Raw genomic sequence first — 23,789 nt, 5'->3', positions numbered from 1 at the left:
TGCCGCCGTGCCGCGCGACTCCTCCCTCCGAGCCCGTGGTCCGCGCTGGGCCGGCCTCGTCCTCTGGGCCGTGCTGCTGTTGGGCGGCGCCGGCCTCCTCCTCGCAGCGCTGGTCGGGGCGGTCGCGCCCTCGTGGATCCCTCGTCGGGTCGGGCTGGACGGTGGGGGCGCGACGCTCGTCGTGGCCGCCCTCGCCTGGGCGCTGGCCGTGCGCGTCGGCGGGAACCCCCTCATCGGCGCCGGGCTCGCGGCGCTGCTCGCCGTCGGTGCGCTCACGTCGGGGTGGGGGGACCTGCGAGCCAGCGCGGCCGTCCTGGCCGCCGTCCTCGGTGCGGTCCTGGGAGTGATGGCGACCCGGCCCGCGACCACCTTCGTCACCGCGCTGCGCGAGGTCGTGGTCGCGCTGGTCTTCGCAGCCCTGGGCGGTCTGGCCGCGGTCGGCTTCCGCCCGACGCTGGATCTGCTGCGCTATGAGTACGCCGTCCTCGCGCTCGCCTTCGTGCTGCTCGTCGTCCTGGTCCACCGCCTCGGCGCGGGGTTCCACGGCCTCGGAGCCCGGGGGCTGCTCGTCGTCCTCGTCGCCCTCCTCGTGGTCACGGTGACATTGGCCTACTCCGAGCTGGTCCGCGCCTACGGGACGCCCGGCGTGACCGGGAGCATGCGCGACCTCGGGGCGTGGAGCCGCGAGACGCTCGGCGGCGTGCCGCGCCCGCTGCAGGCGATCCTGGGCGTTCCGGCGCTCGTGTGGGGGTGTCACCTGCGGACGCGCCGGCGTCAGGGGTGGTGGGTGTGCGCGTTCGGCGTGGCGGCCACGGCCCCGCTCGCGACCGAGATCGCCGACCCCGACGTCGGCGCGGGGGACGTCGTGGTGACCCAGGTGCTGTCGGTGCTGATCGGCATGCTGATCGCCTACGTCGTCATCCGGATCGACCTGCTGCTCACGGGCGGGTCCTCCGGGCGTCGGGCGCGCCGGGCGACGGAGGTGCCGGCACCGCGTCCGGAGCCGGCACGCACCCGCGCCCTGCTCTGAGCAGAGGGGGCGGGATTCGAACCCGCGGCTGACTCGCGCCAGCGACCGCTTTCAAGGCGGTTCCGATAGGCCACTCCGGCACCCCTCCGTGCGGGCTGCGCCCGCGGGGAGAGTGTACGGCGGCCTACTCCGACCCGCCGATCTCCATCCCGACGTCGTCCCACACCAGGTCGTGCAGCCGCTGCAGGTGCCGGTCCACCTCGCGGACCAGCCGGCGCAACTCGGTGCGCACGTCCTCCAGTGACTCGTCCTCGAGCACCCGCGGGCCCATCTCGCCCAGCCGGATCAGCAGCGCGCGGCGCTCGGCCAGGACGCTGCTCTGGCGGGCCGCGAGCCAGGCGTTGTCGTGGGCGGCGCTCTCGGTTCCGAGCAGGTCGCGGACGCCGGCCATCTTCTGCCGGACGGTCCAGCGCCAGGCCCCGGTGTTGGCTCGGACGGGAGCTTCCACGGCCTGCTGGAACTGCGCGAGCGCAGCGGTGGTGAGTCGCATGGGAGCCTCCCGGGGACTGGGTCGTACCCCCGAGTGTGACGCGGGTCACGGCCCCGGACAAGGGCCGGTCGGCGGCCGGATCCGGGCCCGGGAGAGAATGCGGCCGTGGTGTCCGACTACCGACTCGCCCCGGCGCTCGCCGCCCGGATGATGGGGATGGCGCTGCTGCTCGTGGCCGGCGTCATCTTCCTGCTGACCCTGGCCTCCGCGATCGGCGGCCTGCCGTTCACGGCCGTGGTGGTGACCGCCGCCCTCGGGCTGGTCGTGGTCTCGGGCGTCGCGTGGTGGCTGGTGCGTCGGGCGGTCGTCTTCCACGCCGGCGAGGAGGGCTACCGCGTCCGCTTCGTGCGGGGCGCCGGAGCCCACGAGGCCCGCTGGGTCGAGGTCGAGGACGCGGTGACGACGTACGTCCGCGACGCCCCCTGCCTGGTGCTGCGACTGCGGGACGGCCGGACCACGGTGATCCCGGTCGAGGCCCTGGCCGTGGACCGGGAGCGGTTCGTGCGCGAGGTCCAGGATCACCTTCAGCGGGGTCACGGGCTGCCGCGGCTGCGCCGCCGAGGCGATTCGCCGCCCGACGGGAGCGCCGGGTAGCCTGTCTCGCGCTGTGAGGAGGCGTCGCCTAGTCCGGTCTATGGCGCCCGCCTGCTAAGCGGGTTGAGGGTAACCCCCTCTCGCGGGTTCAAATCCCGCCGCCTCCGCCAGCGTCACGGCCCCGGTGCGAGACCGCCCGGGGTCGTGACACTTTCGGGACACGCGTGCAGCGGACTGCAAGATCGTGCAATGCAACTAGTTGTACCCCGGAGATCGTGGCATCGGCGGTCGGGAGGTCGCACACTGGAGGGGAACCAGGGTTCCCCCGGGCCCTGACCGACCCCCATCGAGGTGAAGAAGGACCATGACCGTGGCTCGACGGATCTGCGCGGCACTGGCAGCTGCCGCACTCGGCGTACTGATGATCACCGGCCCCGCAAGTGCCGAAGACACGAGCTGGGGTGGCGTGCCCTCCATCTCCAACAGGTGACATGATGTGCCGGCTCGTCTCCCCCCCAGGCGAGCCGGTGACGCGAGCCGCAGGCTGATCCCTACCCCCCAGCGATCAGATCCCAGCTGGTTTCCGGCGGTCTCGCCGACGCGAAGGCAGTGACGTCCATGTCACTGCCTTCGCTCGTTGTGGGCCATCAGTCCGCGGTCGGCGGCTCGGTCTCCTGGCCGGAGATGCCCCGCTGCCCCATCGCGTAGCCCAGCTGGAAGCGCGTCTCGCAGTCGAACTCGGTCTTGAGGTCCGCGACGTACGCCGCGTAGGTGCGCGGGCTGACCCCCATCCGCTTGGCGCTGGTGTGGTCCGCATGCCCCTCGATCAGCATCCGGATGGTCATCGCCCGCTGCTCGGCGGCGATGCCCTTGGTGATCGAGCTCTCCCGCTGGGCGAACGGGCGGGCCCGCTCCCAGGAGCGCTCGAACATGTCGACCAGGTAGGCGACCATCGACGGCTCGCGGACGGCCAGCGCGTTCATCACGCCCTCGTAGTGCGGGATCACGGCCACGCGGCGGTCCACCACGATCAGCCGGTTGAAGAACTCGTCGAGCGTGCGCACCTCCGCGCCCTGCCGGCTGACCTCGGCGACGTACTTGTGCGTGGCCGAGTTGCGGCGTGCTGAGTGTTGGTAGAGCGTGCGCATCCGGACCCCGCGGGCCAGCGCCGCCGCGTCCCGCTGGGCGGCCGCGGCCAGGATCTCGGCGTCGCGGTCCGACTGCGGCTGGGCGGTGAGCAGCTCGTGCTCGGCGTCGGCGACGATCGAGGCGATGTAGGGGAAGATCGCCCGGCCGTGCAGCTCGGTGAACGGGCCGCGGGAGGCCAGCGGCGAACGCCGCCAGGCCTGACCCAACGTGCCGAAGGCATCGGCCCAGCGCGCCGACTCGGAGAACAGCATCGCGCCCTGCTGGCTCATCGGCGTCACCACGCGCGACTGCACCGGCGTCGGGTCGGTCGGCACCCAGCCCCCGTCGTCGCCGTTGCCGACCAGGAGACCGAGCTGGACCAGCAGGTCGAGAGCCTCGCGCAGGTCGCCGCCGTCAGCGAAGCGGGCGTCGGTGCCGGCGAGCTCCCCTCGCGTGACCGCCTCCTCATAGAGCGGGGTAGCGACCGTCTCGAAGAGCTCACGTTGCTCAGCGCTCATCCCATGCATCGCCCAACCTTTGCATCGATCCGCAACGCACCCCCAGCCGAACCGGCCGCGTTCTGCAGATTGTTGCAGTCATGTCACCGGGCAGCGGTGATCCGGTCCATCAGTGCGTAGGCCTCGGGCTTGCTCAAGCGCCCGACCTCGACCCGGCGCGGCTTGATCGTCCGCGCCTCCGTCGCGACCACGACCCGGTCATCCAGCAGCAGGGTGACGAAGCCGCCGACCTCGTCGGCCTGCTCGGCCGCGCGCAGCATCCGCCGGTGGGGACGAACGGTGAGGGTGACGACCCAGTACTGCTCGTAGCGGTCCAGCCCCATCGTCGCGTCGGTGACCGTGACGGGCGCCGGGTCGGCCATCGGGCGGTAGCCACGCCGCCCCTCGCTGTCGCAGACGACGAACTCCTCCGGCGTGCAGTCGGTCATGCCGATGAGCGAGAGGGCGGGGAGTACGTCGGCCCGCAGCCGGCCGTGGAACGCGGGCTGCTCGGCGTCCAGCGTCAGGCTCTGCTCCGCGTCCGGCGCCGATGACCCGGTGGCCCCCTGGCAGCCCGCGGTGAGCAGGAGCGCGGCCAGCAGGGTCGCCGTACGACGGGGCATGGGGTCAGTCTGCACCCGTCGCGCCGCTCCCGGTCGTATTGATTTCGCTTGGCGCCCCGCCCTCGGCTAAGGTGGTCCGGTCCCGTTCGCGGGGCAGGCGCCCGTAGCTCAACGGATAGAGCATCTGACTACGGATCAGAAGGTTTGGGGTTCGAATCCCTACGGGCGCGCCACCCCTTCTACGTGGTCGAATCGACCTTGGAGGTTGCTTCGTGCTCGGCGTGCGACCGTTCGTTCGGTCAGCGCTGTGCTCGGTGCTTCTCTTGTTGGCGGCCTGCACCGTGGCTGGCAGTCCGGAGCGTGATGCTGCTGGGCGCAGCGCCACACGGGTCACCGGCGTCCCCGCGACTGCTTTGGCTGACGAACCGCTGCGCCTGCGGGTTGAACAGGTCCCACCGCAAGAGCGGGTGCGTGTCACCGTGACAACGGATGGTGAGGGCCGGGGCGCGAGGAGCTCTGCGGAGTTCATCGCTGGCCCCGACGGGATTGTCAACCTGGAGCGGGACCGCCCCACCAGCGGCTCCTACTCCGTCGCCTCGGGTTTCGGCTTGCTGTGGACTCTGCACGACACGGCTGACCGATCGCAGACCCGGGTCAAGATCGAGATTGTCGTGGAGGTGGCGGGGCGAGAGATCGCGAGGTTGGCACAGACGCGGCGGCTCGATCGACCCGGAGTACGAGTGGAACGGTTGACCGTGAAGCGGAACGGCGTCGTCGGCTACCTGATTCAACCGTCGCGACGGGCACAGCCGGCCCCCGGCACCGGCGTCGTCATCATCGGCGGTTCCGAAAGGGGGTTTGCGGCCTGGGCTGAGGCGCGACTGCTCGCGTCGCATGGCTACCCCACCCTGTTGCTGGCCTATCACGGAGAACCGGGTGTCCCGAGGCGGCTTGAGCGCATCCCGATCGAATACTTCGGGCGGGCCCTGAAGCTGATGTCGACGTTGCCGTCCGTCCGAGAGGCTGCCGTGGTCCCCGTGGGTATCTCGCGTGGTGGCGAGGCCGCACTGCTGACGGCGGTGCACTACCCCGAATTGGCGGCCGGAGCCGTCACCGTAGCCGGGATCGGGGCGGCTGCATCGGCCTACCCCCGCGATGGCGAACCGGCCTGGACTTGGCGTGGCCGACCTCTGCCGTTCGCCCGATCACTGCGAGACCTGTGGATCGATCCTGGTCCGGCTGTCATCGACGTTTGGCGGATCCGAGGGCCGCTTCTCCTCATCTGCGGCAGGGCAGACCAGGTGTTGTCCTCGTGCAGCGCAGCCGACAGCATCGCGCGAAGGCTGGTTGCACGTGGTCGGCCGACGCCTGAGGTTGCTGCCTTCGCCGAGGTCGGTCATGAGATCACCGCCTTTGCGCCGGGAGTCATCTACCCGACGCGGGTGAGTCGACCCGACGCGCTTGGTCTCGCGCGCGAACGTGCTTGGAGGCAACTCCTGGCCTACCTGGAAGGCCTCGAAAACAGGAACTGACCTATCCGGCGCTTCCGGGGGCAGTTGCAACGTTCCACAAGCCACCCTTTCGCAGCGGGTTCATATGTGCGACCCTCGTCGCACTCGTTCGCTCATCTGGGGGAGAAGATCGTGCGCAAGGTTCTCGGGTTGACGCCGTTCCTGGCACTGCTCGCCGGCTTCATCGCAGCCGTCCTCATTGCAAGCAGTAGTCCGGTGCCTCCGGCACCTGGTCCGGTCACCGTCACCTTGAGTAGATGCGGAATGCGCGAGCCCGCCAAGATCGCCGTCCACGAACTGGCGCTCCGGTGCTATCCCGGTCGGGGACCCTGGGGCGGGGCCGCTTCGGGCGCGCGCGTCGGCGGGCCGGTCGGCGGTGGCATGCCCTCATGGCGTGGGACGGGCAGCCGGACAGCGGCGACGACCAAAACGTCAGCCAAGTCGATGTCCGACATCAAGAAGCTCGCGAACAAGCACAGGGTCCCCTGGCCTAATCCGAAAGCCCGGCGGGCCTCGGATATGAGCATGCACGTCGTCTACCACATGCGGGCCAGAGGCAAAGACGGACAGTGGCGAACGCACAAGTTCGGCATCAGCAAGAACGGGGAGGCCCGGCCAAAGCAGCAGCTCAAGGCTTGTCGTGAAGCCAACGGAGGACGACGGTGCCGGTTCGACATCCTTCGCAAGGATGTCCGAGGCTGGGAGAAGGCCCGCCAGGTAGAGGCCGGCTACGCGACGAAGTACAAGATGCGGCACGGGAAGTGTCCCCCGGGAATGAAGAGGTGCCTGTGAGCCACCGGATTGACACTGCCTGGATGGAGGGCTCGCGCCCCGGAGTTCCGGAGGAGTTCGATCGGGTGTGGGACGCGTTGTCGGAGGACGAGGCGTGGGCGCCCTGGCTGGAGGAGCACATCGTGAAGCCGGGGCTCTACGTGATCGCGCAGTTCGAGGACCGGCCGAAGGCCTCGATGCGGCGCAGCGGTGAGGACCTCATCTACTACATCCCCAACGACTGGGTCGCCGACGCGGTGAAGCGGGGGACGGTGGGTGAGCTGGGCCGGAGGATCTTCGAGGACGCCTATGCGGGGTGGGCGAAGCGGCTCAAGGCCCCGGCGCCGCCCGTGAGCGACGGATCCTAGGCCGGACGGCCAGACGTCACCCGAGGTCGATCGGCTCCTGCCGCAGCGAGAAGTCGCTGGTCTGGCCGTCCGCGACCTGCACGCAGGGGCCGGCGACCGCCAGGACCAGTCCGGCGCTCCCCTGGCGTGGGCTCACCCGGATCGACCCCGTCACCTCGTCCCTCCCCAGATTGGCCCACGGGCGAGGCTGCGTGTCCTGGCCGACCAGCTTCCATCCGTCGGCGGCGAGCCGCTCGGAGAGCGACGCGCGGAACTCCACCGCCTCCGCGGGAGGCGACCCGCAGACGGCGTACCCACCGGTGGCGTCGCCCACCACGCCGAGGCTGGAGGCGACCTCGGCCATGCCGCGCAGCGCGCCGACGACCTGCCCGCGGCCGGCCTCGGCATCGTCCGCGGCCGCCTGCCGGTCCGGGCCGCCGGAGCCGCCGCCCACCAGCAGCAGCGCCGACGCCATCACGACCGAGACTCGCATGCGCACGGCTCTCAGCCTTCCCCCGCGACGTCGACCTGGTAGGCGCGCGAGCTGGACCAGCGCGCGGTGAAGCTGAAGCGGCTCCCACGGACGAGGGTACGGCGGAACTCCGCGCACCGGCCGCCCACCGACCCGGTCCGCTCGATCCGCAGCGCGGCCTCGTCGTCGCGCATCGCGAGCCGGGCGCGCTGGCCCGCGGTGGGCACGATGGCGCGGATCGTCTCCTCCCCGCCGGTCAGCCGGACCCCGGCGACCCGCTGCCACTCGTCGTAGAGAGCGGTGTGGGAGAGGTCGGCGTCCAGCAGCGGCGCGGCCAACTCCGGGTCGAGCCAGGCGCAGTCCCAGGCGATCGGCTCGTCGTCGCCGAGGCGGATGCGCTCGACGTACACCAACCCGGTCTCCGCGGGCAGGCCCATCCGGTCCGCGACCACGCTGTCACGGCGCACGTCGAGCACGAGCACCTCGCTGCGCTGCTCGATGCCGCGGTCCTCCAGCTCGTGGAAGAGGGAGTACATCACCCCGAGGTCCTGGGCGATCATCCCCGGCGCGACCACGCTCGAGCGCCCCCGCGAGGACTGGATGACCCCGTCGCGGCGCAGCCGGCCGACCGCCTCCCGGACGGTGTGCCGGCTGACGCCGTAGCTCTCCATCAGCTCCAGCTCGCCGGGGAAGGTGTCGGGGAACTCCCCGCCCTCGATCCGACGCACCAGGTCGTCCTGCAGCTGACGCCATAGGGGAACGCGCACCGACCGGTCGAGACCGCGAGGTCCGGGACTCCGGGGTGTCATGCGGGCGCGTTCCTCTCCCGGCGACGTGCCGGAACGTGGCTCGGGGGTCGCCCGAGTGTAGACGCCCGAGCGGGTCAGCCCTCCAGCGCGGCGTCCAGGGTGATGTCCACGCCGGTCAGCGCCTTGCTCACCGGGCAGCCCGCCTTGGCCGCCTCGGCGGCCCGGGCGAACCCGTCCGCGTCCAGGCCCTCCACCTCGCCGCGCACGGTGAGGGTGATGCCGGTCAGCCGGAAGCCGCCGGCGGGGTCCTCCCCGAGGCTGACGTCGGCCTGCACGTCCAGCGCCTGCGGGGTCCCGCCCGCCTGGCCGATCAGCGCCGACAGCTGCATGGCGTAGCACGAGGAGTGGGCGGCTGCGATCAGTTCCTCCGGCGAGGTGGTGCCGTCGGCGTTCTCGGCGGCGCGCTGGGGGAAGGAGACGTCGTACGTCCCGACCCCGGAGCTGGTCATCTCGACCTGGCCGGAGCCCTCCTGCAGCGTTCCGGTCCAGGCGGTGCGGGCGGTGCGAGTGGGCATGGGGGCTCCTCGGTTCTCGTCGGTCCGTGGTCGTCCTCAGTCTTGCGGCGGAGCCCTTCTCGCGGAATACCCCCAGGGGGTGGTCTGGTTGTCGCGGTGACACACTCGACGCCGAGGAGGGGTGGCCGATGCCCGATCTGGACCAGGAGCTCGAGTTCGGCCTGTTCCCATCGCCGGAGGCCGCGCGGATCGCGGACCTACTGTCGCTGGTGGCGCAGGCCGAGGTCGAGGGACTGGACCTGGTGTCCCTGCAGGACCACCCCTACCAGGAGCGGTACGGCGACACCTGGACCCTGCTCTCCGTGCTGGGCGCCCGCACCAGCACGATCAAGCTGGCCCCCAACGTCGCCAGCCTGCCGCTGCGCCCGCCGGTCGTGCTGGCCAAGGCGGCGGCGACCCTCGACCTGATCACCGGCGGCCGGGTGGAGCTGGGCCTGGGTGCCGGCGCGTTCTGGGACGCGATCGCCGCGGCCGGCGGGGTCCGCCGGACTCCCGGGGAGGCCGTCGGTGCGCTCGCCGAGGCGGTCGAGCTGATGAAGGCGTTCTGGGCCGGCGGGACACTGCACTTCGAGGGCGAGCACTACCGCGCGGTCGGCCTGCACGCCGGCCCGCGCCCGGCGCACGACATCCCGGTCTGGCTGGGCTCCTACAAGCCGCGGATGCTGCGGCTGACCGGTCGGCTCGCCGACGGCTGGGTCCCCAGCATGGGGTACGCCGACCCGCCCGCGCTGGCCGAGCTCGCGGCGGTCGTCGACGAGGCGGCGCTGGCGGCCGGCCGCTCACCCCAGTCGATCAAGCGGATCTACAACATCTTCGGGCGCTTCGGCACCGGCGCCGGCTTCCTCCAGGGGACGCCGGACAACTGGGCCGAGCAGCTGGCCGAGCTGACCCTGGACGTCGGGATGAGCACCTACATCCTCGGCAGCGACGACCCCGACACGGTGCGCCGCTTCGCCGCCGAGGTCGCGCCGCGGACCCGCGAGCTGGTCGAGGTCGAGCGCGGGCGCCGGGCCCGCGGCGAGGTCCCCGACACCCCGACGCCCGCTCCCGAGGCGGCGCGGGAGAGTGTGACGCTGGTCAGCCCGACCCCGGACGACGGGGTGCGGCTCGCGGCCGAGATGCCGTGGGACGAGTCGACGCGGCCCACGCACGACGCGCCCGCCGCCGCTGACGACGTACCCCTCCCGGAGCATGCGCAGCACCTCGTCGACATCCACAACGGGCTGCGCGGCGAGCTCGCGCAGGTGCGCGACGTGCTGGACCAGGTACGGCGCGGCCACCTGCCCGTGGGCGCCGCGCGGTCGGTGATCAACACGATGACGATGCGGCAGAACAACTGGACGCTGGGCGCCTACTGCGAGTCGTACTGTCGCGCGGTGACCGGCCACCACACGCTGGAGGACCGCAGCATCTTCCCGCATCTGCGCCACACCGAGCCCGGCCTGGCGCCGGTGCTGGACCGGCTGGAGGAGGAGCACCACGTGATCCACGACGTGCTCGAGCAGTTCGACCGCGCGCTGGTGCGGCTGGTCACCGAGGACGGCACCGGTCGCGCCGGCGAGGACGTCCTGCAGGGCGTCCAGGACGCCGTCGACCTCCTCACCGACACGCTGCTCTCCCACCTCGCCTACGAGGAGCGCGAGCTGATCGGGCCCCTCGCCCGCCACGGCCTGAACTGACGGGGGCCGCTCAGGCGGGATCGCGGGCGAGGAGGTCGTCGACCTGGTTGATCGCCGCGGTGGCGCCCTCGACGGCGCCCATGTCGAGCACCTGCTGGAGCGCTTCGGCCGACTCGTATCGGCTGACGAAGGTGGCCGACGTGCGTCCCTCGCTCTCGGCGAAGGTGAGGGTGTTGTGCGAGACCGGCATCGAGTCCAGGGGCTGCAGGTCCTGGTCGGAGAAGCCGTCGTCGAAGCCGAGGACCCGGGGCTCGTCGATCACGGTGAACTCCCACCAGCCGGGGTGCTTCTCGCCCTCGGGGCTGGTCATGTAGTAGCTCACCCGGCCACCGACCCTGAGGTCGTGCTCGACCACCGTCGCGGGATAGCCCGGAGGGCCCCAGATCTGCTCCAGCTGCCGCGGGTCGGCGTACACCTGCCACACGCGCGGGGCGGGCGCGGCGAACTCGGCGGTGATGGTCAGGGTCAGGTTCTCGGTGTCGGTGTCGACTGCGGTGACGGGCATGTCAGCTCTCCTGGGTGGGTGGGTCCTGCGCGATGAGGTCGTCGATCCGGTGGATCCGGCCGCGCCAGACGGACTCGATCTCGCGGAGCATCGAGCCGACGGAGCGGACCGCCTCCACGTCGCCGCTGGCCAGCGCCTCGCGGCCGCTGCGCCGCTTGGTCAGCAGGCCGGCACGCTCGAGAACGGCGACGTGCTTCTGCACGGCCGCGAAGCTCATGTCGTAGCTCGCGGCCAGGGCGGACACCGAGTGCTCTCCGGCCAGCACCCGGCGCAGGATGTCGCGCCGGGTGCGGTCGGCGAGGGCGTGGAACAGGGCGTCGGCCCGGTCCTCGTTCGCCTCGGTGGTCGTGCCCATAGCCATAACCTACAACTTATCGGTTGTAGGTTGTCAAGGGCCTATCGTGCCCGCATGGCCCGCCGTACCTTCGACGCCACCGACCGCGACGTCAACGCCTACGCCCTGCTGACCGCCCTGGTCGTGCCCCGGCCGATCGCGTGGATCTCGACGCTGTCGGCCGACGGTGTGGGCAACCTGGCACCGCACTCGTTCTTCACCGTGTCCAGCGCCAAGCCGCCGATCGTGCAGTTCACCTCGGTCGGGCACAAGGACACGCTGGCCAACGTGCGCGCGACCGGCGAGTTCGTGGTCAACGTCGCCAGCCGCCCGATGATGGACTTGGTCAACCGGTGCAGCGCCCCGTGGGAGAGCGGCGTAGACGAGGCTGCCGAGCTGGGCATCGAGATGGAGCCGAGCGTGGTCGTCGCGCCGCCGCGGGTGGCCGCCTCGCCTGCCTCGATCGAGTGCCGGGTGCACTCCGAGGTCGACCTGGGCCGCTCGGTGGTGGTGCTCGGCGACGTCGTCGCGATCACCGTCGAGGAGTCCGCACTGGACGGCGACCACCCGATGATGTCGGCCCTCCAGCCGCTGTCCCGGCTGGGCGGGGACGAGTGGGGTCTCCCGCCCGAGGTGGTGGAGCTGCCGCGCCCGCGCACGGCGGACGAGGCCCGGGGGCGCTGAGTCCGCTCGCGCGCCGTCGGGGGCCGTCTTGCCCGCTGTGCACGAACCACGGAGTATCCGCCCCGAGGTCGGCGTGCGGACCGCGCAACCATGCGGGATAGCGGTGGCTGGGTCGCGGGTTCCTGGGTGGTTCGTGCACGCCTGTGGAGAGAGCCGAGCGAGATCCGCGCATCTGGGGCAGGCTGCCGGGCATGGATCTGGAGGGGATGCTGGCCGAGGCGGGGGGCCTGGCCACGCGTCCCCTCCTGATCCAGCTCCTCGGCCGGCGGGGCCTTGCCGAGGCGCTGGCCGCTGGACAGGTGGTCAGGGTCGGGCAGGGCCGCTACGCCCTCCCGGCGGTCGCCGACGGAGTCCGCGCCGCACATGCACTCCGCGGAGTGCTGAGCCACACCAGCGCGGCCCTGCACCACGGATGGGAGGTGCTGCACACCCCGGACCGGCCGCACGTGCTGGTCCCGGTGCAGCGCAAGATCAGCGCGGATCGGCGTCGTGACGTGGTCCTGCACCGGGCCGACCTGGCGCGCGGCGAGACCTCCGGCCCGGCCACGACGCAGGAGGTGACGCTGCGGCACTGCCTGCAGACACTCCCGCTGCCCGAGGCGCTCGCCGTCGCGGACAGTGCCCTCCGCCACGGAGTGAGTCCCGCGACTCTGCGGCGTGCCGCGATGACCACCGGTCCGGGTGCCCGTCAGGCGCGCCGGGTCGCGCGCGAGGCGCGGGCGGAAGCCGACAACCCCTTCGAGTCCGGGCTGCGGGCGCTGTCGTTGGACGTCCCCGGCGTCCGCCTGACGCCGCAGGTGTGGGTGAAGACCCGAACCGGCCGCGTCCGGCCGGACCTGGTGGATGAAGAACGGCGGCTGGTCGTGGAGGCCGACTCCTTCGAGTGGCATGGGCGCCGCGCGTCTCTGAAGAACGACGCGCGGCGATACAACGAGCTGGTGATCGCCGGCTGGATGGTGCTCAGGTTCGCCTGGGAGGACGTGATGTTCGAGCCCGAGCGCGTGCAGGCGGTGCTCGCCGGCGCCGCGTCCCGGCTCGCCGGCTGCGCGTGCGGTCGCCCCGCCTGAGACGAACCCGCGCCGGGTCGCGCCGGGGGCGTGCACGAACCACGGAGTATTCACCGGCGGATGGGGCAGAGACCCGCGTGGTTGCGCGGGGTGGGGGCCCGTCGCGTCGCCTTACTGGGTGGTTTGTGCACGCCGCGTCGGGGCAGGGGTGTTCAGATCGCCTCGATGCGGGGGTACTGCGGCTGCCACATCCGCTCGACGACCTGCTGGATCGGGTCTGAGAGCGGGTTGTCCGCGACCCCCTCGCGGGCTGCCTGCTCGGCGACCGCGATCGCGACGGTGGCGGAGACCAGTCGCAGGTCGGAGATGCCGGGGAGCAGCGAGGCTCCGGGGCGCCAGGCGTTGACCAGGCCGGCGAGTGCGTCGGCGGCCGCGGCGATCATCCCCTCGGTGATCTGGCGCGCCCGGCAGGCCGCGACCCCGAGCCCCAGCCCGGGGAAGATGAGCGCGTTGTTGGACTGCGCGATCACGTGCCGCACGCCCTTGTGACTGACCGGAGCGAACGGGCTGCCGGTCGCGATCAGCGCCTGGCCGTCGGTCCACTCGATCAGGTCGGCCGGCGTGGCCTCCGCCCGGCTGGTCGGGTTCGACAGCGGGAAGATGATCGGCCGGGTGGTGTGCTTGGCCATCTCCTCCACGATCTCCTGGGAGAAGGCACCGCCCTTGGTGGAGGTGCCGATCAGGATGGTCGGCTTGACGTTGCGGACGACGTCCATCAGCCCGACGTGCCCCGGCCGCTCCAGCTCCCACCCCTCGATGTCGGCGGGCTTGCGGGCATACGGCCGCTGGAAGTCCAGCAGCGACGGGTCTCCCTCGACGTAGAGCCCCTGCAGCCCGATCGCCCAGAAGCGGGCGTAGGCCTCCTCCTCGGTCTCCTCCGCGCCGGTGCGCAGCATGGTGTCGCGCACCAGGTTGGCGATGCCGATGCCGGCCGAGCCCGCGCCGAAGACCACGATCCGGTGGTCGTCGAGGTCGACCCCGGTGACGTTGACGGCGGCCAGGATCGCCGCGAGCACCACCGCCGCGGTGCCCTGGATGTCGTCGTTGAAGGTGCACACGTCCTCGCGGTAGCGCTCGAGGATCCGGTGCGCGTTGGTGGTGCCGACGTCCTCCCAGTGGATCATCGCCTTGGGGAAGAGCTCCTGGACGGTGGTCACGAACTGGTCGATGAACTCGTCGTAGCGCTCGCCCCGCACCCGGCTGTGCCGCTCGCCGAGATAGAGGTCGTTGCTCAGCAGCCCCAGGTTGTCGGTGCCGACGTCGAGCACGACCGGGATCACCCGGCGCGGGTGGATGCCGGCGGCGGCGGTGTAGACCGACAGCTTGCCGATCGCGATCTGGATCCCGCCGACGCCCTGGTCGCCGATGCCGAGGATGCCCTCGGAGTCGGTCACGCACACCAGGTCGACGTCGTCGGGTCCGAGGCCGTAGTTGAGCAGCGCCCGCCCGATCTGGTCGGGGTGGTCGATGGAGAGGAACACGCCGCGCGGCCGGTTGTAGGTGTGGCTGAACCGCTCGATCGCCTCGCCGATGGTCGGCGTGTAGATGACCGGCAGCATCTCCTCGAGGTAGTTCGTCAGCACGTTGTAGAACAGCACCTCGTTGCGGTCCCGCAGCGCGTTGAGGGTGAGGAACTTGCCGAGCATCGTGCTGGTCGACTTGAACTGGTCGTAGATCCGCCGCGTCTGGTTCTCCAGCGTGGTGATCCCGGTCGGCACCAGGCCGTCGAGGTCGAGCGCGGACCGCTCCTCGGGCGTGAACGCGGTGCCGCGGTTGGTCATCGGGTTGGACAGCACCGAGCGGCCCCGCGCCCGGATCCGCAGCGGTGCGTCGCCGACCAGGGAGTCCTGCTCGTAGTCCCTGTCCCGGTCGCGCGCGTGGTCGGTCATGGCGCCAAGCCTTCCGTGCCGCCGCGGGCGAGGCAACCTGGGGTCCTTCAGGGACGGGGCGGTGGGCGATAGCCGGCGCGGCCGGCGGTGCCGAGGGAGCGTACGGCGGACCTGCCGACCGCGCGCCCGGCCCGGGTCAGCCCGCTCTCGGGCTGCCCGGAGATCCGCGGCGGCATGACGACGACCGGGCACGCGGCGGCGTACACGATCCGCTGCGCCAGCAGCGGGGACATCGACGGCGCCCGCGGCGCGTCGATCACCAGCAGGTCGGCGTCCTCGGCCTCGTCCAGGAGCGCCTTGCGCCGGCCGCCGCGCACCAGCCGCGCCTCGGCCCGGTGGTCCTCGCCGAGCACGTCCCGCACGTCGGCCGCCAGCCGCTCGCGTTGCTCCTCCTCCATCCGGGCCAGGTCGGGCAGCCGCGACGCCGTCACCCCGGAGGTGGTGGGGGAGCCGGCCGTCGGCGGGTTCCACACGCGTACGGCGACCAGTCGGCCGTCGAAGGCGTCGGCCTGCGCCGCGGCCCACTCCAGGGCGGTCGGCGACTTGGAGGTCGCGCTCACGCCGACCACCACGGTGTAGGGCTGCTCCGTCGGCTCCGCTGTGCTCATCGCGCCTCTCCTCAGACCGGATGTGGTTGGTCTCGTTGCCGTTCTCGTCGTACTCGATCAGCGGTGGGGCGATCTCCTCCAGCGACTTGCCCTCGGCGTCGACGCCCCACACGAAGGCGACCAGGGCGCCGAAGAGCATCACGCACATGGCGATGACGTAGCCCCAGAACATCGGGGTGCGGGTGCTCGCGTCGCCGATCAGCCAGCCGTAGAAGACCGGGCCCAGGGCGCCGAAGACCTGCGCGATCGAGAAGAAGTAGGAGATCGCCTGGCCGCGCGCCTCCTGCGGGAAGATCTCCGAGACCGTGAGGTAGCCCGCGGACGCGCCGGCGGAGGCGAAGAAGAAGGCCACGCACCAGAACGCGGTGTGGGTCAGCGGGGTCAGTGACTGCTGCAGGAACAGCCACGCGGACAGGCCGAGCACGAGCCCGGAGATCGCGTAGCAGCCGCCGATCATCTTGCGCCGGCCGACGGTGTCGAAGAGCGGGCCGAGGACCAGCGGGCCCAGCAGGTTGCCGATCGCGAACGGGAAGAAGTAGAGCGCCGCCTCGCTCGCGGAGATCTTGTAGAAGTTCTGCAGCACCAGGGAGTAGGTGAAGAAGATCGCGTTGTAGAGGAAGCTCTGGGTGATCATCAGCGTCGCGCCCAGCACGGTGCGGGTCGGGTAGAGCTTGAAGAACACGTAGGCCAGCTGCTGCGGTGTCAGCCCCTCCTGCTTCTTGAGGAACACCACGTGCTCCTCGTCGGCCTTCGGCGGCTCCTTGCCGGCCTTGCGCACCTCGTCCTCGATCCCCGAGACGATCCGCTCGGCGGCCTCGTCGTGCCCGTGCCGCACCATCCAGCGCGGGCTCTCGGGGATGTGCCGGCGCAGGTAGATGATCGCGAGTCCGAGGATCGGGCCGATCATGAAGGCGATCCGCCAGCCGAGGTTCTCGTCGAAGTTCTCGGTGTTGAGCAGGATGGTGCTGGCGAACGCGCCGATCGCGGCACCGAACCAGTAGGTCCCGTTGATCGCCAGGTCGACGCGGCCGCGGTACTTGCCCGGGATCAGCTCGTCGATGGCGGAGTTGACCGCGGAGTACTCCCCGCCGATGCCCATGCCGGAGACGAACCGGCAGGCCAGGAAGAACCACATGTTCGGCGAGAACGCCGCCACCGCGGACCCGAGCAGGTAGAGCGCCAGGGTCAGGGTGAACATCTTCTTCCGGCCCCACGTGTCGGTGAGCCGCCCGAAGACCAGCGCCCCCACCACCTCGCCGACCAGGTAGACGGTGCCCGCCACGGTGACCTCGAACGGCGTCATCGACAGGGACTTCTCGAAGCCCCCGGAGGCGACGATCTGGACCTCGAGGCCGTCCAGGATCCACGCCGTGCCGAGACCGAAGATGACCATCCAATGGAAGCGCGACCACGGCATGTCGTGCATCCGCGCCGGGATGGTGGTTCTGATGAGCCGATCCTGTACGGCGGCGCTCGAGGACATCGCCGACCTCCTGCTCTCCTCGCTCCTGGTGCCCCGGGCCCGGTTGGGCCTCTCGACACGTTCCTCCTGCGGCGCGCGGATGCAGTACCTCCCGAGGGGTGGCTACCGGCGAGTCGGGAAATGCCGCAGGGCCGCCGCGACCGGGTGGTCGCGGCGGCCCTGCGAGAGGTGGTGCCGGGTCAGGCGTCGGCGGCGTCCTCGAGCGCCTTCTTCACCCGGCGGTGGGCCTCCCAGATCTCCTCGGGGAGCCGGTCGAACTGCTTCAGGTGCTCCTCGCGGAAGCCCATCTCCTGCTGCCACCGCTCGTTGTCGATGGTGAGCACCCGCTCGAGGTCCTCGTCGGTGATCTCCGAGCCGGTGAGGTCGAGCTCCTCCTTGGTCGGGATGATCCCGACGGGGGTCTGCTCGCCCTTGACCTCGCCGTTGCGCAGCTGCATCAGCCACAGCAGGGCGCGCAGGTTGTCGCGGTAGCCCGGCCACAGGAAGTGCCCGTCCTCGGGGTCCTTCTGGAACCAGTTGACGTGCGCGAACAGCGGCTGCTCGCTCGCGGCGCCCACCACGTCGAGGTAGTGGCGGGCGTAGTCGCCCTCGCCGTAGGCCATGAACGGCCGGTTCGACATCGGGTCGTAGCGCAGCTGACCGTCCACGCCCTCGGCGGCGAAGGTGGCCTCCGCGCCCAGGGTGAGGCCGTCGTAGACGCCCTCGGCGAGGTCGTTGATCGCGCGGATCAGCGGCTCGCGGTCGCGGGTGCGGCCGCCGAAGATGATCGCGTCGATCTCCACGCCGGCCGGCTCGTCGTAGTCCGGCGCGATGTTGGGCACGTTCGCCAGCGTCGTGGTGAAGCGGCTGTTCGGGTGCGCCCACGGGGAGTCATCGCGGTCCTTGCGGTCCGCGATCGGCGAGCCGGTCCAGTCCAGCCAGCCGTGGTGGTCCGACGGCGGCTCGGGGGTGCGGCCCTCCCACCAGACCTCCTCGGTCTCGGGGTTGTAGGCCACGTTGGTGAAGATCACCTTGGTGTTGTCGCCGACCGACTTCAGCGCGGTCGGGTTGGTCTTCTCGTTGGTGTCCTTCGCGACCCCGAAGACGCCGTACTCGGGGTTCATCCCCATCAGCTTGCCGGTCTTCTCGTCCACCCACAGCCAGGCGATGTCGTCGCCGTAGAAGGTGACCTCGTAGCGGTCGCCGAGGCCCTCGGGCGGCAGCATCATCGCCAGGTTGGTCTTGCCCGACGCGCTCGGGAAGCCACCGGTGATGTGGTAGGTCTTCCCGGTCTCCTTGTCCTTGATGCCGATGAGCATGTACTGCTCGGCAAGGAACTTCTTGGACGCCCATCCGTCGTAGGCGCCCTGCCGCAGGCCGTGGGCGATCTTGCCGAGGAGCGCGTTGCCGCCGTACGACGACCCGAAGTGCAGGATCGTCCGCTCGTCGGCCACCGTCACGAAGTAGCGCTGGTCCTCGGGCGTGCCCTGACCGAGGTTCTCCAGGTCGCCGGTCACGTGCACCGCGCGCACGAAGGAGTCCTGGTCCTCCAGGTCGTTGACGAACTCCACGCCCACGCGGGCCATCCGGATCATGTGCAGCACGACGGGGCGGCTGTCGGTGAGCTCGACACCGGTGGCCCACTCCTCGAGCGCGTTGCCCGGAGGGGACATGAGATAGGGGATGACGTACATCGTCTTGCCGGCGTTCTGACCGCGCATCCGCTCGGTCAGGAGCTCCTTCATCTCCGCCGCCGGCCGCCAGTTGTTGTAGACGCCCTTGTCGGACTCCTGGTTGGTGGCGACGATCGTCCGCTCCTCCGAGCGGGCGGTGTCCTTGAAGTAGGAGCGCGAGTAGTAGCGCCCCTCGCCGGCCGGAAGCAGCTCGCCCGCGTCCAGGGCCTCCTGGATCAGTCGGTCGTCGTCGCTGTGGCTCACCACCTCGACCCGCTCGGCGCCCGTCACCTCCGCCCAGTAGCGCACGTAGTCGCGCACGCGCTCGTTGGTGAGGCCCGCCTCATCGAGGGCGGCATCCACGTCGGCCATGTGTCTTCCTCTCGTCACCCAGTGCCCGGACACCGGGCACGGTACACAGCCTGGAGGGGTCCGAAGGGGCCGGGATGGGGGCCCCGACGGAAGTCACATGTTGTGGATCGATCCAATCGGAGAATCCCCGGGAAATCGGCCGTTCCCCGGCGTCTCGGCCCTCAGGAGAGGCCGCTCACGGTGCCGTCGTCGCTGACGTCGATGTGTCCCGACGCCGGCACCTTGGGCAGCCCCGGCATCGTCATCACGTCCCCGGTGACGAGGACGACGAAGCCGGCGCCGGCGTTGAGCCGGACCTCGCGGACGTGCACGATGTGGCCCTTGGGCGCACCGACGGCGGTCGGGTCGGTGGAGAAGGAGTACTGCGTCTTGGCGACGCAGACCGGGAGGTCGCCGTACCCCTCGTCGGTGATCTGCTGCAGCCTCCGCTTCGCCTTGCCGTCCCAGGTGACGCCCGAGGCGCCGTAGACCTTCTCGGCGAGCTTCTCGGCCTTGGTGACCAGCGGGTCGGCCAGGTCGTAGGGGTGCCGCAGCCGCACGTCCTCGTCGAGGACGTCGAGGACACCCTGGGCCAGCGCCTCGGCTCCGGCGCCGCCGTCGGCGAAGTGGGTGGCGGGGTACGCCGGCACGCCGGCCTCCGCGGCCTGCTCGATCACCGCCTCGATCTCGGCGTCGGTGTCGCCGGGGAAGCGGTTGATCGCCACCACCGCCGGGACGCCGAAGACCTCGCGGAGGTTGGTCAGGTGCTGGCGCAGGTTCGTCCCGCCCCGGCGCACCGCCTCCACGTCCTCGACACCGAGCGCGTCCTTGGCCACGCCGCCGTGGAACTTCAGCGCCCGCACCGTGGCCACGACGACCGCGGCCGACGGCCGCATCCCCGAGGTGCGGCACTTGATGTCGATGAACTTCTCCGCGCCCAGGTCGGCGCCGAAGCCCGCCTCGGTCACCACGATGTCGGCCAGCCGCAACGCCGTGCGGGTGGCCATCACCGAGTTGCAGCCGTGGGCGATGTTGGCGAACGGTCCGCCGTGGATCATCGCGGGCGTGCCCTCGAGGGTCTGGACGAGGTTGGGGGAGAGCGCGTCCTTGAGCAGCACCGCCATCGCGCCGTCGGCCTCGAGGTCGCGGGCCGTGACCGGCTTCTTGTCCCGGGTGTGGGCGACCACGATCCGGCCCAGCCGCTCCTTGAGGTCCCCCAGGCTGGTGGCCAGGCAGAGGATCGCCATCACCTCCGAGGCCACGACGATGTCGAAGCCGTCCTCCCGGGGGAAGCCGTTGGGCGTGCCGCCCAGCCCCACCACGATGTCGCGCAGCGCCCGGTCGTTGAGGTCCACGACCCGCTTCCAGGTGACGGTGCGGACGTCGATGTCCAGCGTGTTGCCGTGATGGACGTGGTTGTCCAGCAGAGCGGCGAGCAGGTTGTTGGCCGCCGCGATCGCGGCGAAGTCGCCGGTGAAGTGCAGGTTGATGTCCTCCATCGGGACGACCTGGGCGTAGCCGCCGCCGGCGGCGCCGCCCTTCATCCCGAAGACCGGACCCATCGAGGGCTCGCGCAGCGCGACCAGGGACCGCTGCCCGAGACGGGACAGGCCGTCGGCCAGCCCCACGCTGGTGGTCGTCTTGCCCTCGCCGGCCGGCGTGGGGGAGACGGCGGTGACCAGGACGAGGCGCCCCTGGGCACGGTCCTCGACCTCCGGGGTGCGCAGCCACGGCAGCGCGATCTTGACCTTGGTGTTGCCGTAGGGCACGACCGCCTCGGCCGGGATCCCGAGGTCCGCGGCGATCTCCGTGGCCGGTCGCAGGCTCGCCTGTTGGGCGATCTCGATGTCGGACAGCATCCGGGTCTCCTTGCGTGGGTGATGTTGCGCAATACGCACTGTGTTGCGATATGCGCGACCTCTCCACGAATCGTGGCCCAGACGAAGCGCTGGCACAATCGTTGTGTACCGAAAATCGTGTCTGGAGTCTGAGTTTTCCGTGTCGTCGTTCCTTCTGCGGGTCGAGCTGCCCGACGTTCCCGGATCGTTGGGCCGCCTCGCGGCGGCGATCGGTGCCACGGGGGCCAACATCGAGGCGATCGAGATCGTCGAGCACCGGGTCGACGGACTCGCCGTGGACGACGTGTTCGTCCAGCCGCCGGACGGGCTGATGCCGGACAGCATCGTGTCCGCCTGCACCTCCCTGGACGGCGTGCGCGTGCAGTGGATCTCCCGCTACACCGCGGGGGAGAACATCACCCGCGACCTCGAGGTCGTCGAGGCGATGACCGAGCGGCCCCGCCAGGCGGTGGACCGGCTGGTCACCCTGGTGCCCGAGACCTTCCGGGTGGACTGGGCGATGGCCCTGGACCGGGCGGGTGAGGGCTTCTCGGTCCGTGCCCGCTCCGGCGCCGCACCGGACGCCGTACCCCCCGAGGTGACGTGGCCCGCCGACTTCCGCTCCGGCCGCCGCTTCCCGCTGCCGGAGCCCTACCAGGACATCCTGGTCGCCGCGTGCCCCCTGGGTGAGGACGCGATGCTGGTCATCGCCCGCTCCGGCGGACCGGAGATCCTCGACTCCGAGATCGCCCGACTCAGCCACCTGGCCGCGCTCGCCGAGTCGATCCGCGCGACCGCCGCGCCGGGAGTCGAGTGAGCGCTGCGACGGGCGCTCCCACCGAGTCCCGAGCCTGGGGAGCGCGCCCGGCCCTCGACGGACTGCGCACGGTCGCGGTCTACCTCGTCGTGCTCTTCCACGCCGGCGCCAGCTGGTTCGACGGCGGCTTCGTCGGCGTGGACCTGTTCTTCGTGCTCTCCGGCTTCCTGGTCACCACGATCCTCCTGGAGGAGCTGAGCTCCACCGGTCGGCTGAGCCTGCTGCGCTTCTACGACCGGCGGGTACGGCGGCTCCTGCCGGCCGCCGTACTCCTCATCGTGGTCGTCTCGGCGGTCAGCCTGCTGGTGCTCTCGTCGGTGCAGCGCGACCTCTTCATCGCCGACGCGCGCGCCGCGCTGCTCTACTTCGCCAACTGGCACTTCCTCAACGAGTCCCGCGACTACTTCGGCGCGGAGACCTTCGACGCCAGCCCGTTCCTGCACTTCTGGTCGCTCTCGATCGAGGAGCAGTACTACTTCGTCTTCCCGCTCCTGCTCTGGGGCGCGTGGCGGCTGCGCCGCGTCTTCAAGTACGCCGTGCCGGTGGTGCTGGTCGCGATCTTCGCCTGGTCGGTCTGGCAGCAGGTCTCGTGGGCCGGCCAGGACGTGAACCACGCCTACTACGCCACCTCGACGCGGCTCTACCAGCTGCTCGCCGGCTCCCTGCTCGCCCTCGGCCTCTTCCACCTGCGGCACCGGGCTACCCCCTCGCCCATCGAGCGGTGCGCCCCGGTGGCCGGATTCGTCGGCGTCGTCGGGGTCTTCGTGCTCGGCACCTCCCTGATCGACCTGACGCCCTCGGCGCGGGGCCTGTGGGTCACCCTGTTCGCGGTGCTCGCCGTGGCGAGCGTCGCGGGGGTGCAGCGGCACCCGGTGCAGGTGGCCTTCTCCCAGCGGCCCCTGGTCTACCTCGGCCAGATCTCCTACGGCACCTACCTGTGGCACTGGCCGGTGGTCGTGCTGCTGCAGCAGTTCATGGGTCGCTCGCTGGTGTTCACCCTCGTGGTCGCCGTCGTCTCGACGCTGCTCGCGGCGGCGTCGTACCACCTCTTCGAGCGGCCGATCCGGATCCGCAGGATCCAGCCGCAGTGGCGCTTCCCGGTGATCGCGACCGGGCTGTCGGTCAGCGTGGTCGCCGCGTTCCTCGTCGTCCCCGGGCTGCTGGCCAGCCCGGTGAAGCCGGTCGTGGTGGCCGCCTCGGACGGGCCGGTGGTCGGCCCGGAGAACGTGACCGGCCCGACGCCGGAGATCGACTACGTCGAGTTCAGCAACACCCGCGGCGGTCCCGAGCGCACCTGCGACACCGACACGATCGAGGACTGCGCGGTCCACACCGGTGAGGACGGACCGACGCTGTGGATCCTGGGAGACTCCCAGGCGCGGGAGATCGAGCCGGCCTTCGCCAACCTCGCGGAGGAGAAGGGGTTCAACCTCTACATCTCCGCGATCGACGGCTGTCCCTGGCCGCTGGGCATGTCCCGCGTCGCCGCCCCCGACTCGCGCGAGCGGATCTGCCAGAACCAGAAAGAGCAGCTCCCCGGTCTCTTCGAGAAGGCCGACGTCGACGTCACCGTGCTGATCCAGCAGGGCCGCGACGGCCGGCTCTTCAGCGGACAGCTCGGGACCGAGGTCGGCGGCCGGGCGGTCGCGGACTCCGAGGTCCCCGGCCTCTACCGCCGCACGATCGACCGCACGATGGAGCGCTTCGGCGAGCTCGGCGTGCGCTCGGTGATGTTCGAGAGCGCGTGGCTGCCGCCCGACGACAGCGACCCCCTTGCGTGCCTGGCCGCCCGGCCACGGGTCGAGGACTGTGCGGTCCAGGCCCCCACGGAGGTGTCGACGCTCGACCGGATCTACCGCGCCGAGGCGCGCTCCCGGCCGGATGCGTACGACGTGACGATCTCCCCGCTCATGTGTCCCGCCCGACCGGTCTGCGACGCCGTCCTCGACGGGATCCCGGTCTACCGCGACCCCCGCCACTACTCCCCGCCGATCCTGGACGCCAGGCGCGAGCAGATCTGGCAGCTGATCCGGGAGTCGGGTGCGCTGCGCGGGCTGGACTTCGCGCGTCGTACCGAACAGTAAGCACCAGCCCCCGCGTCGTACCGAACAGGAGGCATCAGCCCCGGCGTCGTACCGAACAGTCGGCACCCTTTCAGCGAAATTTCGGTGCGTACTGTTCGGTACGAGCGGGGGCGGGCGAGCGCTGAGTGCTG

The 23,789-nt window shown here is 71.1% G+C and carries 22 protein-coding genes, 3 tRNA genes and 1 pseudogene; 12 read left to right on the top strand and 14 right to left on the bottom strand.

Features of this window, described 5'->3' with window-relative positions; translation table 11 throughout:
- Positions 1–7 precede the first annotated feature (7 nt).
- Complete coding sequence (locus tag K8W59_RS17935; RefSeq protein ID WP_223396312.1) at positions 8–1,030, top strand: hypothetical protein; 1,023 nt, start codon at positions 8–10, stop codon at positions 1,028–1,030.
- A gap of 1 nt (position 1,031) precedes the next feature.
- Here K8W59_RS17935 and K8W59_RS17930 read toward each other — a convergent pair.
- Together K8W59_RS17930 and K8W59_RS17925 are read right to left on the bottom strand one after the other, a co-directional pair.
- Positions 1,032–1,118: transfer RNA gene (locus K8W59_RS17930), tRNA-Ser, on the bottom strand.
- A 36-nt stretch (positions 1,119–1,154) separates the two neighbouring features.
- Positions 1,155–1,520, bottom strand: a complete 366-nt coding sequence (locus K8W59_RS17925) for a hypothetical protein (RefSeq protein ID WP_223396311.1) — start codon at positions 1,518–1,520, stop codon at positions 1,155–1,157.
- Between the two features lie 108 nt (positions 1,521–1,628).
- Here K8W59_RS17925 and K8W59_RS17920 point away from each other — a divergent pair, with 108 nt between their 5' ends.
- Positions 1,629–2,114 carry a hypothetical protein gene (locus K8W59_RS17920; RefSeq protein WP_223396310.1) on the top strand — a complete coding sequence of 162 codons (486 nt, stop codon included), beginning with the start codon at positions 1,629–1,631 and terminating at the stop codon, positions 2,112–2,114.
- A 17-nt stretch (positions 2,115–2,131) separates the two neighbouring features.
- A tRNA-Ser gene (locus tag K8W59_RS17915) sits at positions 2,132–2,224 on the top strand.
- Between the two features lie 477 nt (positions 2,225–2,701).
- Here the strand turns inward: K8W59_RS17915 and K8W59_RS17910 are convergent.
- Positions 2,702–3,700, bottom strand: coding sequence for a LuxR family transcriptional regulator (locus tag K8W59_RS17910; protein WP_223396309.1), 999 nt, complete (start codon positions 3,698–3,700; stop codon positions 2,702–2,704).
- Between the two features lie 83 nt (positions 3,701–3,783).
- On the bottom strand, positions 3,784–4,302 hold the full coding sequence (locus K8W59_RS17905; RefSeq protein ID WP_223396308.1) for a hypothetical protein: 519 nt from the start codon (positions 4,300–4,302) through the stop codon (positions 3,784–3,786).
- A gap of 97 nt (positions 4,303–4,399) precedes the next feature.
- Here K8W59_RS17905 and K8W59_RS17900 point away from each other — a divergent pair.
- From K8W59_RS17900 to K8W59_RS17885, 4 genes are all read left to right on the top strand, one after another.
- Positions 4,400–4,475 (top strand) — tRNA-Arg (locus tag K8W59_RS17900).
- Between the two features lie 39 nt (positions 4,476–4,514).
- Positions 4,515–5,774 (top strand): acyl-CoA thioesterase/bile acid-CoA:amino acid N-acyltransferase family protein, encoded by a 1,260-nt coding sequence (locus K8W59_RS17895; RefSeq protein ID WP_223396307.1) that lies wholly within the window; start codon positions 4,515–4,517, stop codon positions 5,772–5,774.
- A gap of 111 nt (positions 5,775–5,885) precedes the next feature.
- Entirely contained in the window at positions 5,886–6,545 is a 660-nt protein-coding gene (locus tag K8W59_RS17890) for a hypothetical protein (RefSeq protein WP_223396306.1), read from the top strand.
- Between the two features lie 23 nt (positions 6,546–6,568).
- The gene (locus K8W59_RS17885) at positions 6,569–6,892 is read left to right on the top strand and encodes a hypothetical protein (protein WP_223396305.1); all 324 of its coding nucleotides are present in this window, start codon (positions 6,569–6,571) and stop codon (positions 6,890–6,892) included.
- Positions 6,893–6,908: 16 nt separating this feature from the next.
- Here K8W59_RS17885 and K8W59_RS17880 read toward each other — a convergent pair whose 3' ends face one another.
- From K8W59_RS17880 to K8W59_RS17870, 3 genes are all read right to left on the bottom strand, one after another.
- Entirely contained in the window at positions 6,909–7,370 is a 462-nt protein-coding gene (locus K8W59_RS17880) for a hypothetical protein (RefSeq protein WP_223396304.1), read from the bottom strand.
- Between the two features lie 5 nt (positions 7,371–7,375).
- A complete protein-coding gene (locus K8W59_RS17875; protein WP_223396303.1) occupies positions 7,376–8,152 on the bottom strand; it encodes a GntR family transcriptional regulator in 777 nt (258 codons plus the stop codon).
- 74 nt (positions 8,153–8,226) lie between these two features.
- Positions 8,227–8,667: an OsmC family peroxiredoxin gene (locus tag K8W59_RS17870; RefSeq protein WP_223396302.1), complete on the bottom strand. Its 441-nt coding sequence runs from the start codon at positions 8,665–8,667 to the stop codon at positions 8,227–8,229.
- A gap of 128 nt (positions 8,668–8,795) precedes the next feature.
- Between K8W59_RS17870 and K8W59_RS17865 the strand changes: the two genes are divergently transcribed.
- Complete coding sequence (locus K8W59_RS17865) at positions 8,796–10,346, top strand: LLM class flavin-dependent oxidoreductase (protein WP_223396301.1); 1,551 nt, start codon at positions 8,796–8,798, stop codon at positions 10,344–10,346.
- 10 nt (positions 10,347–10,356) lie between these two features.
- Here K8W59_RS17865 and K8W59_RS17860 read toward each other — a convergent pair whose 3' ends face one another.
- Positions 10,357–10,851 (bottom strand): SRPBCC family protein, encoded by a 495-nt coding sequence (locus K8W59_RS17860; protein WP_223396300.1) that lies wholly within the window; start codon positions 10,849–10,851, stop codon positions 10,357–10,359.
- A 1-nt stretch (position 10,852) separates the two neighbouring features.
- Positions 10,853–11,206, bottom strand: coding sequence for an ArsR/SmtB family transcription factor (locus K8W59_RS17855; RefSeq protein WP_223396299.1), 354 nt, complete (start codon positions 11,204–11,206; stop codon positions 10,853–10,855).
- A gap of 54 nt (positions 11,207–11,260) precedes the next feature.
- Here K8W59_RS17855 and K8W59_RS17850 point away from each other — a divergent pair, with 54 nt between their 5' ends.
- Both K8W59_RS17850 and K8W59_RS17845 read left to right on the top strand, forming a co-directional pair.
- Positions 11,261–11,869, top strand: coding sequence for a flavin reductase family protein (locus K8W59_RS17850; protein ID WP_223396298.1), 609 nt, complete (start codon positions 11,261–11,263; stop codon positions 11,867–11,869).
- 191 nt (positions 11,870–12,060) lie between these two features.
- Positions 12,061–12,936, top strand: a complete 876-nt coding sequence (locus K8W59_RS17845) for a DUF559 domain-containing protein (protein ID WP_223396297.1) — start codon at positions 12,061–12,063, stop codon at positions 12,934–12,936.
- A 152-nt stretch (positions 12,937–13,088) separates the two neighbouring features.
- Here the strand turns inward: K8W59_RS17845 and K8W59_RS17840 are convergent, their stop codons facing one another.
- The 5 genes and pseudogenes from K8W59_RS17840 to K8W59_RS17820 all read right to left on the bottom strand — a co-directional run bounded on the left by K8W59_RS17840 (position 13,089) and on the right by K8W59_RS17820 (position 20,778).
- Positions 13,089–14,825, bottom strand: coding sequence for an NAD-dependent malic enzyme (locus K8W59_RS17840; protein ID WP_223399899.1), 1,737 nt, complete (start codon positions 14,823–14,825; stop codon positions 13,089–13,091).
- 47 nt (positions 14,826–14,872) lie between these two features.
- Entirely contained in the window at positions 14,873–15,433 is a 561-nt protein-coding gene (locus K8W59_RS20415; RefSeq protein WP_223399898.1) for a universal stress protein, read from the bottom strand.
- A 58-nt stretch (positions 15,434–15,491) separates the two neighbouring features.
- Positions 15,492–16,916, bottom strand: a pseudogene (locus K8W59_RS17830) (MFS transporter); the annotation flags it as partial.
- A 179-nt stretch (positions 16,917–17,095) separates the two neighbouring features.
- A complete protein-coding gene (locus tag K8W59_RS17825; protein WP_223396296.1) occupies positions 17,096–18,940 on the bottom strand; it encodes a phosphoenolpyruvate carboxykinase (GTP) in 1,845 nt (614 codons plus the stop codon).
- A 161-nt stretch (positions 18,941–19,101) separates the two neighbouring features.
- Positions 19,102–20,778 carry a formate--tetrahydrofolate ligase gene (locus tag K8W59_RS17820; RefSeq protein WP_223396295.1) on the bottom strand — a complete coding sequence of 559 codons (1,677 nt, stop codon included), beginning with the start codon at positions 20,776–20,778 and terminating at the stop codon, positions 19,102–19,104.
- A gap of 139 nt (positions 20,779–20,917) precedes the next feature.
- Between K8W59_RS17820 and K8W59_RS17815 the strand changes: the two genes are divergently transcribed.
- Both K8W59_RS17815 and K8W59_RS17810 read left to right on the top strand, forming a co-directional pair.
- Entirely contained in the window at positions 20,918–21,574 is a 657-nt protein-coding gene (locus K8W59_RS17815; RefSeq protein ID WP_223396294.1) for an ACT domain-containing protein, read from the top strand.
- Complete coding sequence (locus K8W59_RS17810; protein WP_223396293.1) at positions 21,571–23,658, top strand: acyltransferase family protein; 2,088 nt, start codon at positions 21,571–21,573, stop codon at positions 23,656–23,658. Before K8W59_RS17815 ends, K8W59_RS17810 begins: the two co-directional genes overlap by 4 nt.
- Positions 23,659–23,789 lie beyond the last annotated feature (131 nt).

This window comes from Nocardioides rotundus, from assembly GCF_019931675.1.
GTDB classification, from domain to species: domain Bacteria; phylum Actinomycetota; class Actinomycetes; order Propionibacteriales; family Nocardioidaceae; genus Nocardioides; species Nocardioides rotundus.
This window is presented reverse-complemented; position numbering and strand designations above follow the sequence as displayed.

Excerpts from the sequence above, each read along its gene's own strand:
- K8W59_RS17825 (WP_223396296.1), bottom strand. The coding sequence starts at position 18,940 with ATGGCCGACGTGGATGCCGCCCTCGATGAGGCGGGCCTCACCAACGAG.
- K8W59_RS17905 (WP_223396308.1), bottom strand. The coding sequence starts at position 4,302 with ATGCCCCGTCGTACGGCGACCCTGCTGGCCGCGCTCCTGCTCACCGCG.
- K8W59_RS17925 (WP_223396311.1), bottom strand. The coding sequence starts at position 1,520 with ATGCGACTCACCACCGCTGCGCTCGCGCAGTTCCAGCAGGCCGTGGAA.
- K8W59_RS17865 (WP_223396301.1), top strand. The coding sequence starts at position 8,796 with ATGCCCGATCTGGACCAGGAGCTCGAGTTCGGCCTGTTCCCATCGCCG.
- K8W59_RS17840 (WP_223399899.1), bottom strand. The coding sequence starts at position 14,825 with ATGACCGACCACGCGCGCGACCGGGACAGGGACTACGAGCAGGACTCC.
- K8W59_RS17850 (WP_223396298.1), top strand. The coding sequence starts at position 11,261 with ATGGCCCGCCGTACCTTCGACGCCACCGACCGCGACGTCAACGCCTAC.
- K8W59_RS17860 (WP_223396300.1), bottom strand. The coding sequence starts at position 10,851 with ATGCCCGTCACCGCAGTCGACACCGACACCGAGAACCTGACCCTGACC.
- K8W59_RS17885 (WP_223396305.1), top strand. The coding sequence starts at position 6,569 with ATGGAGGGCTCGCGCCCCGGAGTTCCGGAGGAGTTCGATCGGGTGTGG.
- K8W59_RS17875 (WP_223396303.1), bottom strand. The coding sequence starts at position 8,152 with ATGACACCCCGGAGTCCCGGACCTCGCGGTCTCGACCGGTCGGTGCGC.
- K8W59_RS17845 (WP_223396297.1), top strand. The coding sequence starts at position 12,061 with ATGGATCTGGAGGGGATGCTGGCCGAGGCGGGGGGCCTGGCCACGCGT.
- K8W59_RS17870 (WP_223396302.1), bottom strand. The coding sequence starts at position 8,667 with ATGCCCACTCGCACCGCCCGCACCGCCTGGACCGGAACGCTGCAGGAG.
- K8W59_RS17855 (WP_223396299.1), bottom strand. The coding sequence starts at position 11,206 with ATGGGCACGACCACCGAGGCGAACGAGGACCGGGCCGACGCCCTGTTC.
- K8W59_RS20415 (WP_223399898.1), bottom strand. The coding sequence starts at position 15,433 with ATGAGCACAGCGGAGCCGACGGAGCAGCCCTACACCGTGGTGGTCGGC.
- K8W59_RS17820 (WP_223396295.1), bottom strand. The coding sequence starts at position 20,778 with ATGCTGTCCGACATCGAGATCGCCCAACAGGCGAGCCTGCGACCGGCC.
- K8W59_RS17910 (WP_223396309.1), bottom strand. The coding sequence starts at position 3,700 with ATGAGCGCTGAGCAACGTGAGCTCTTCGAGACGGTCGCTACCCCGCTC.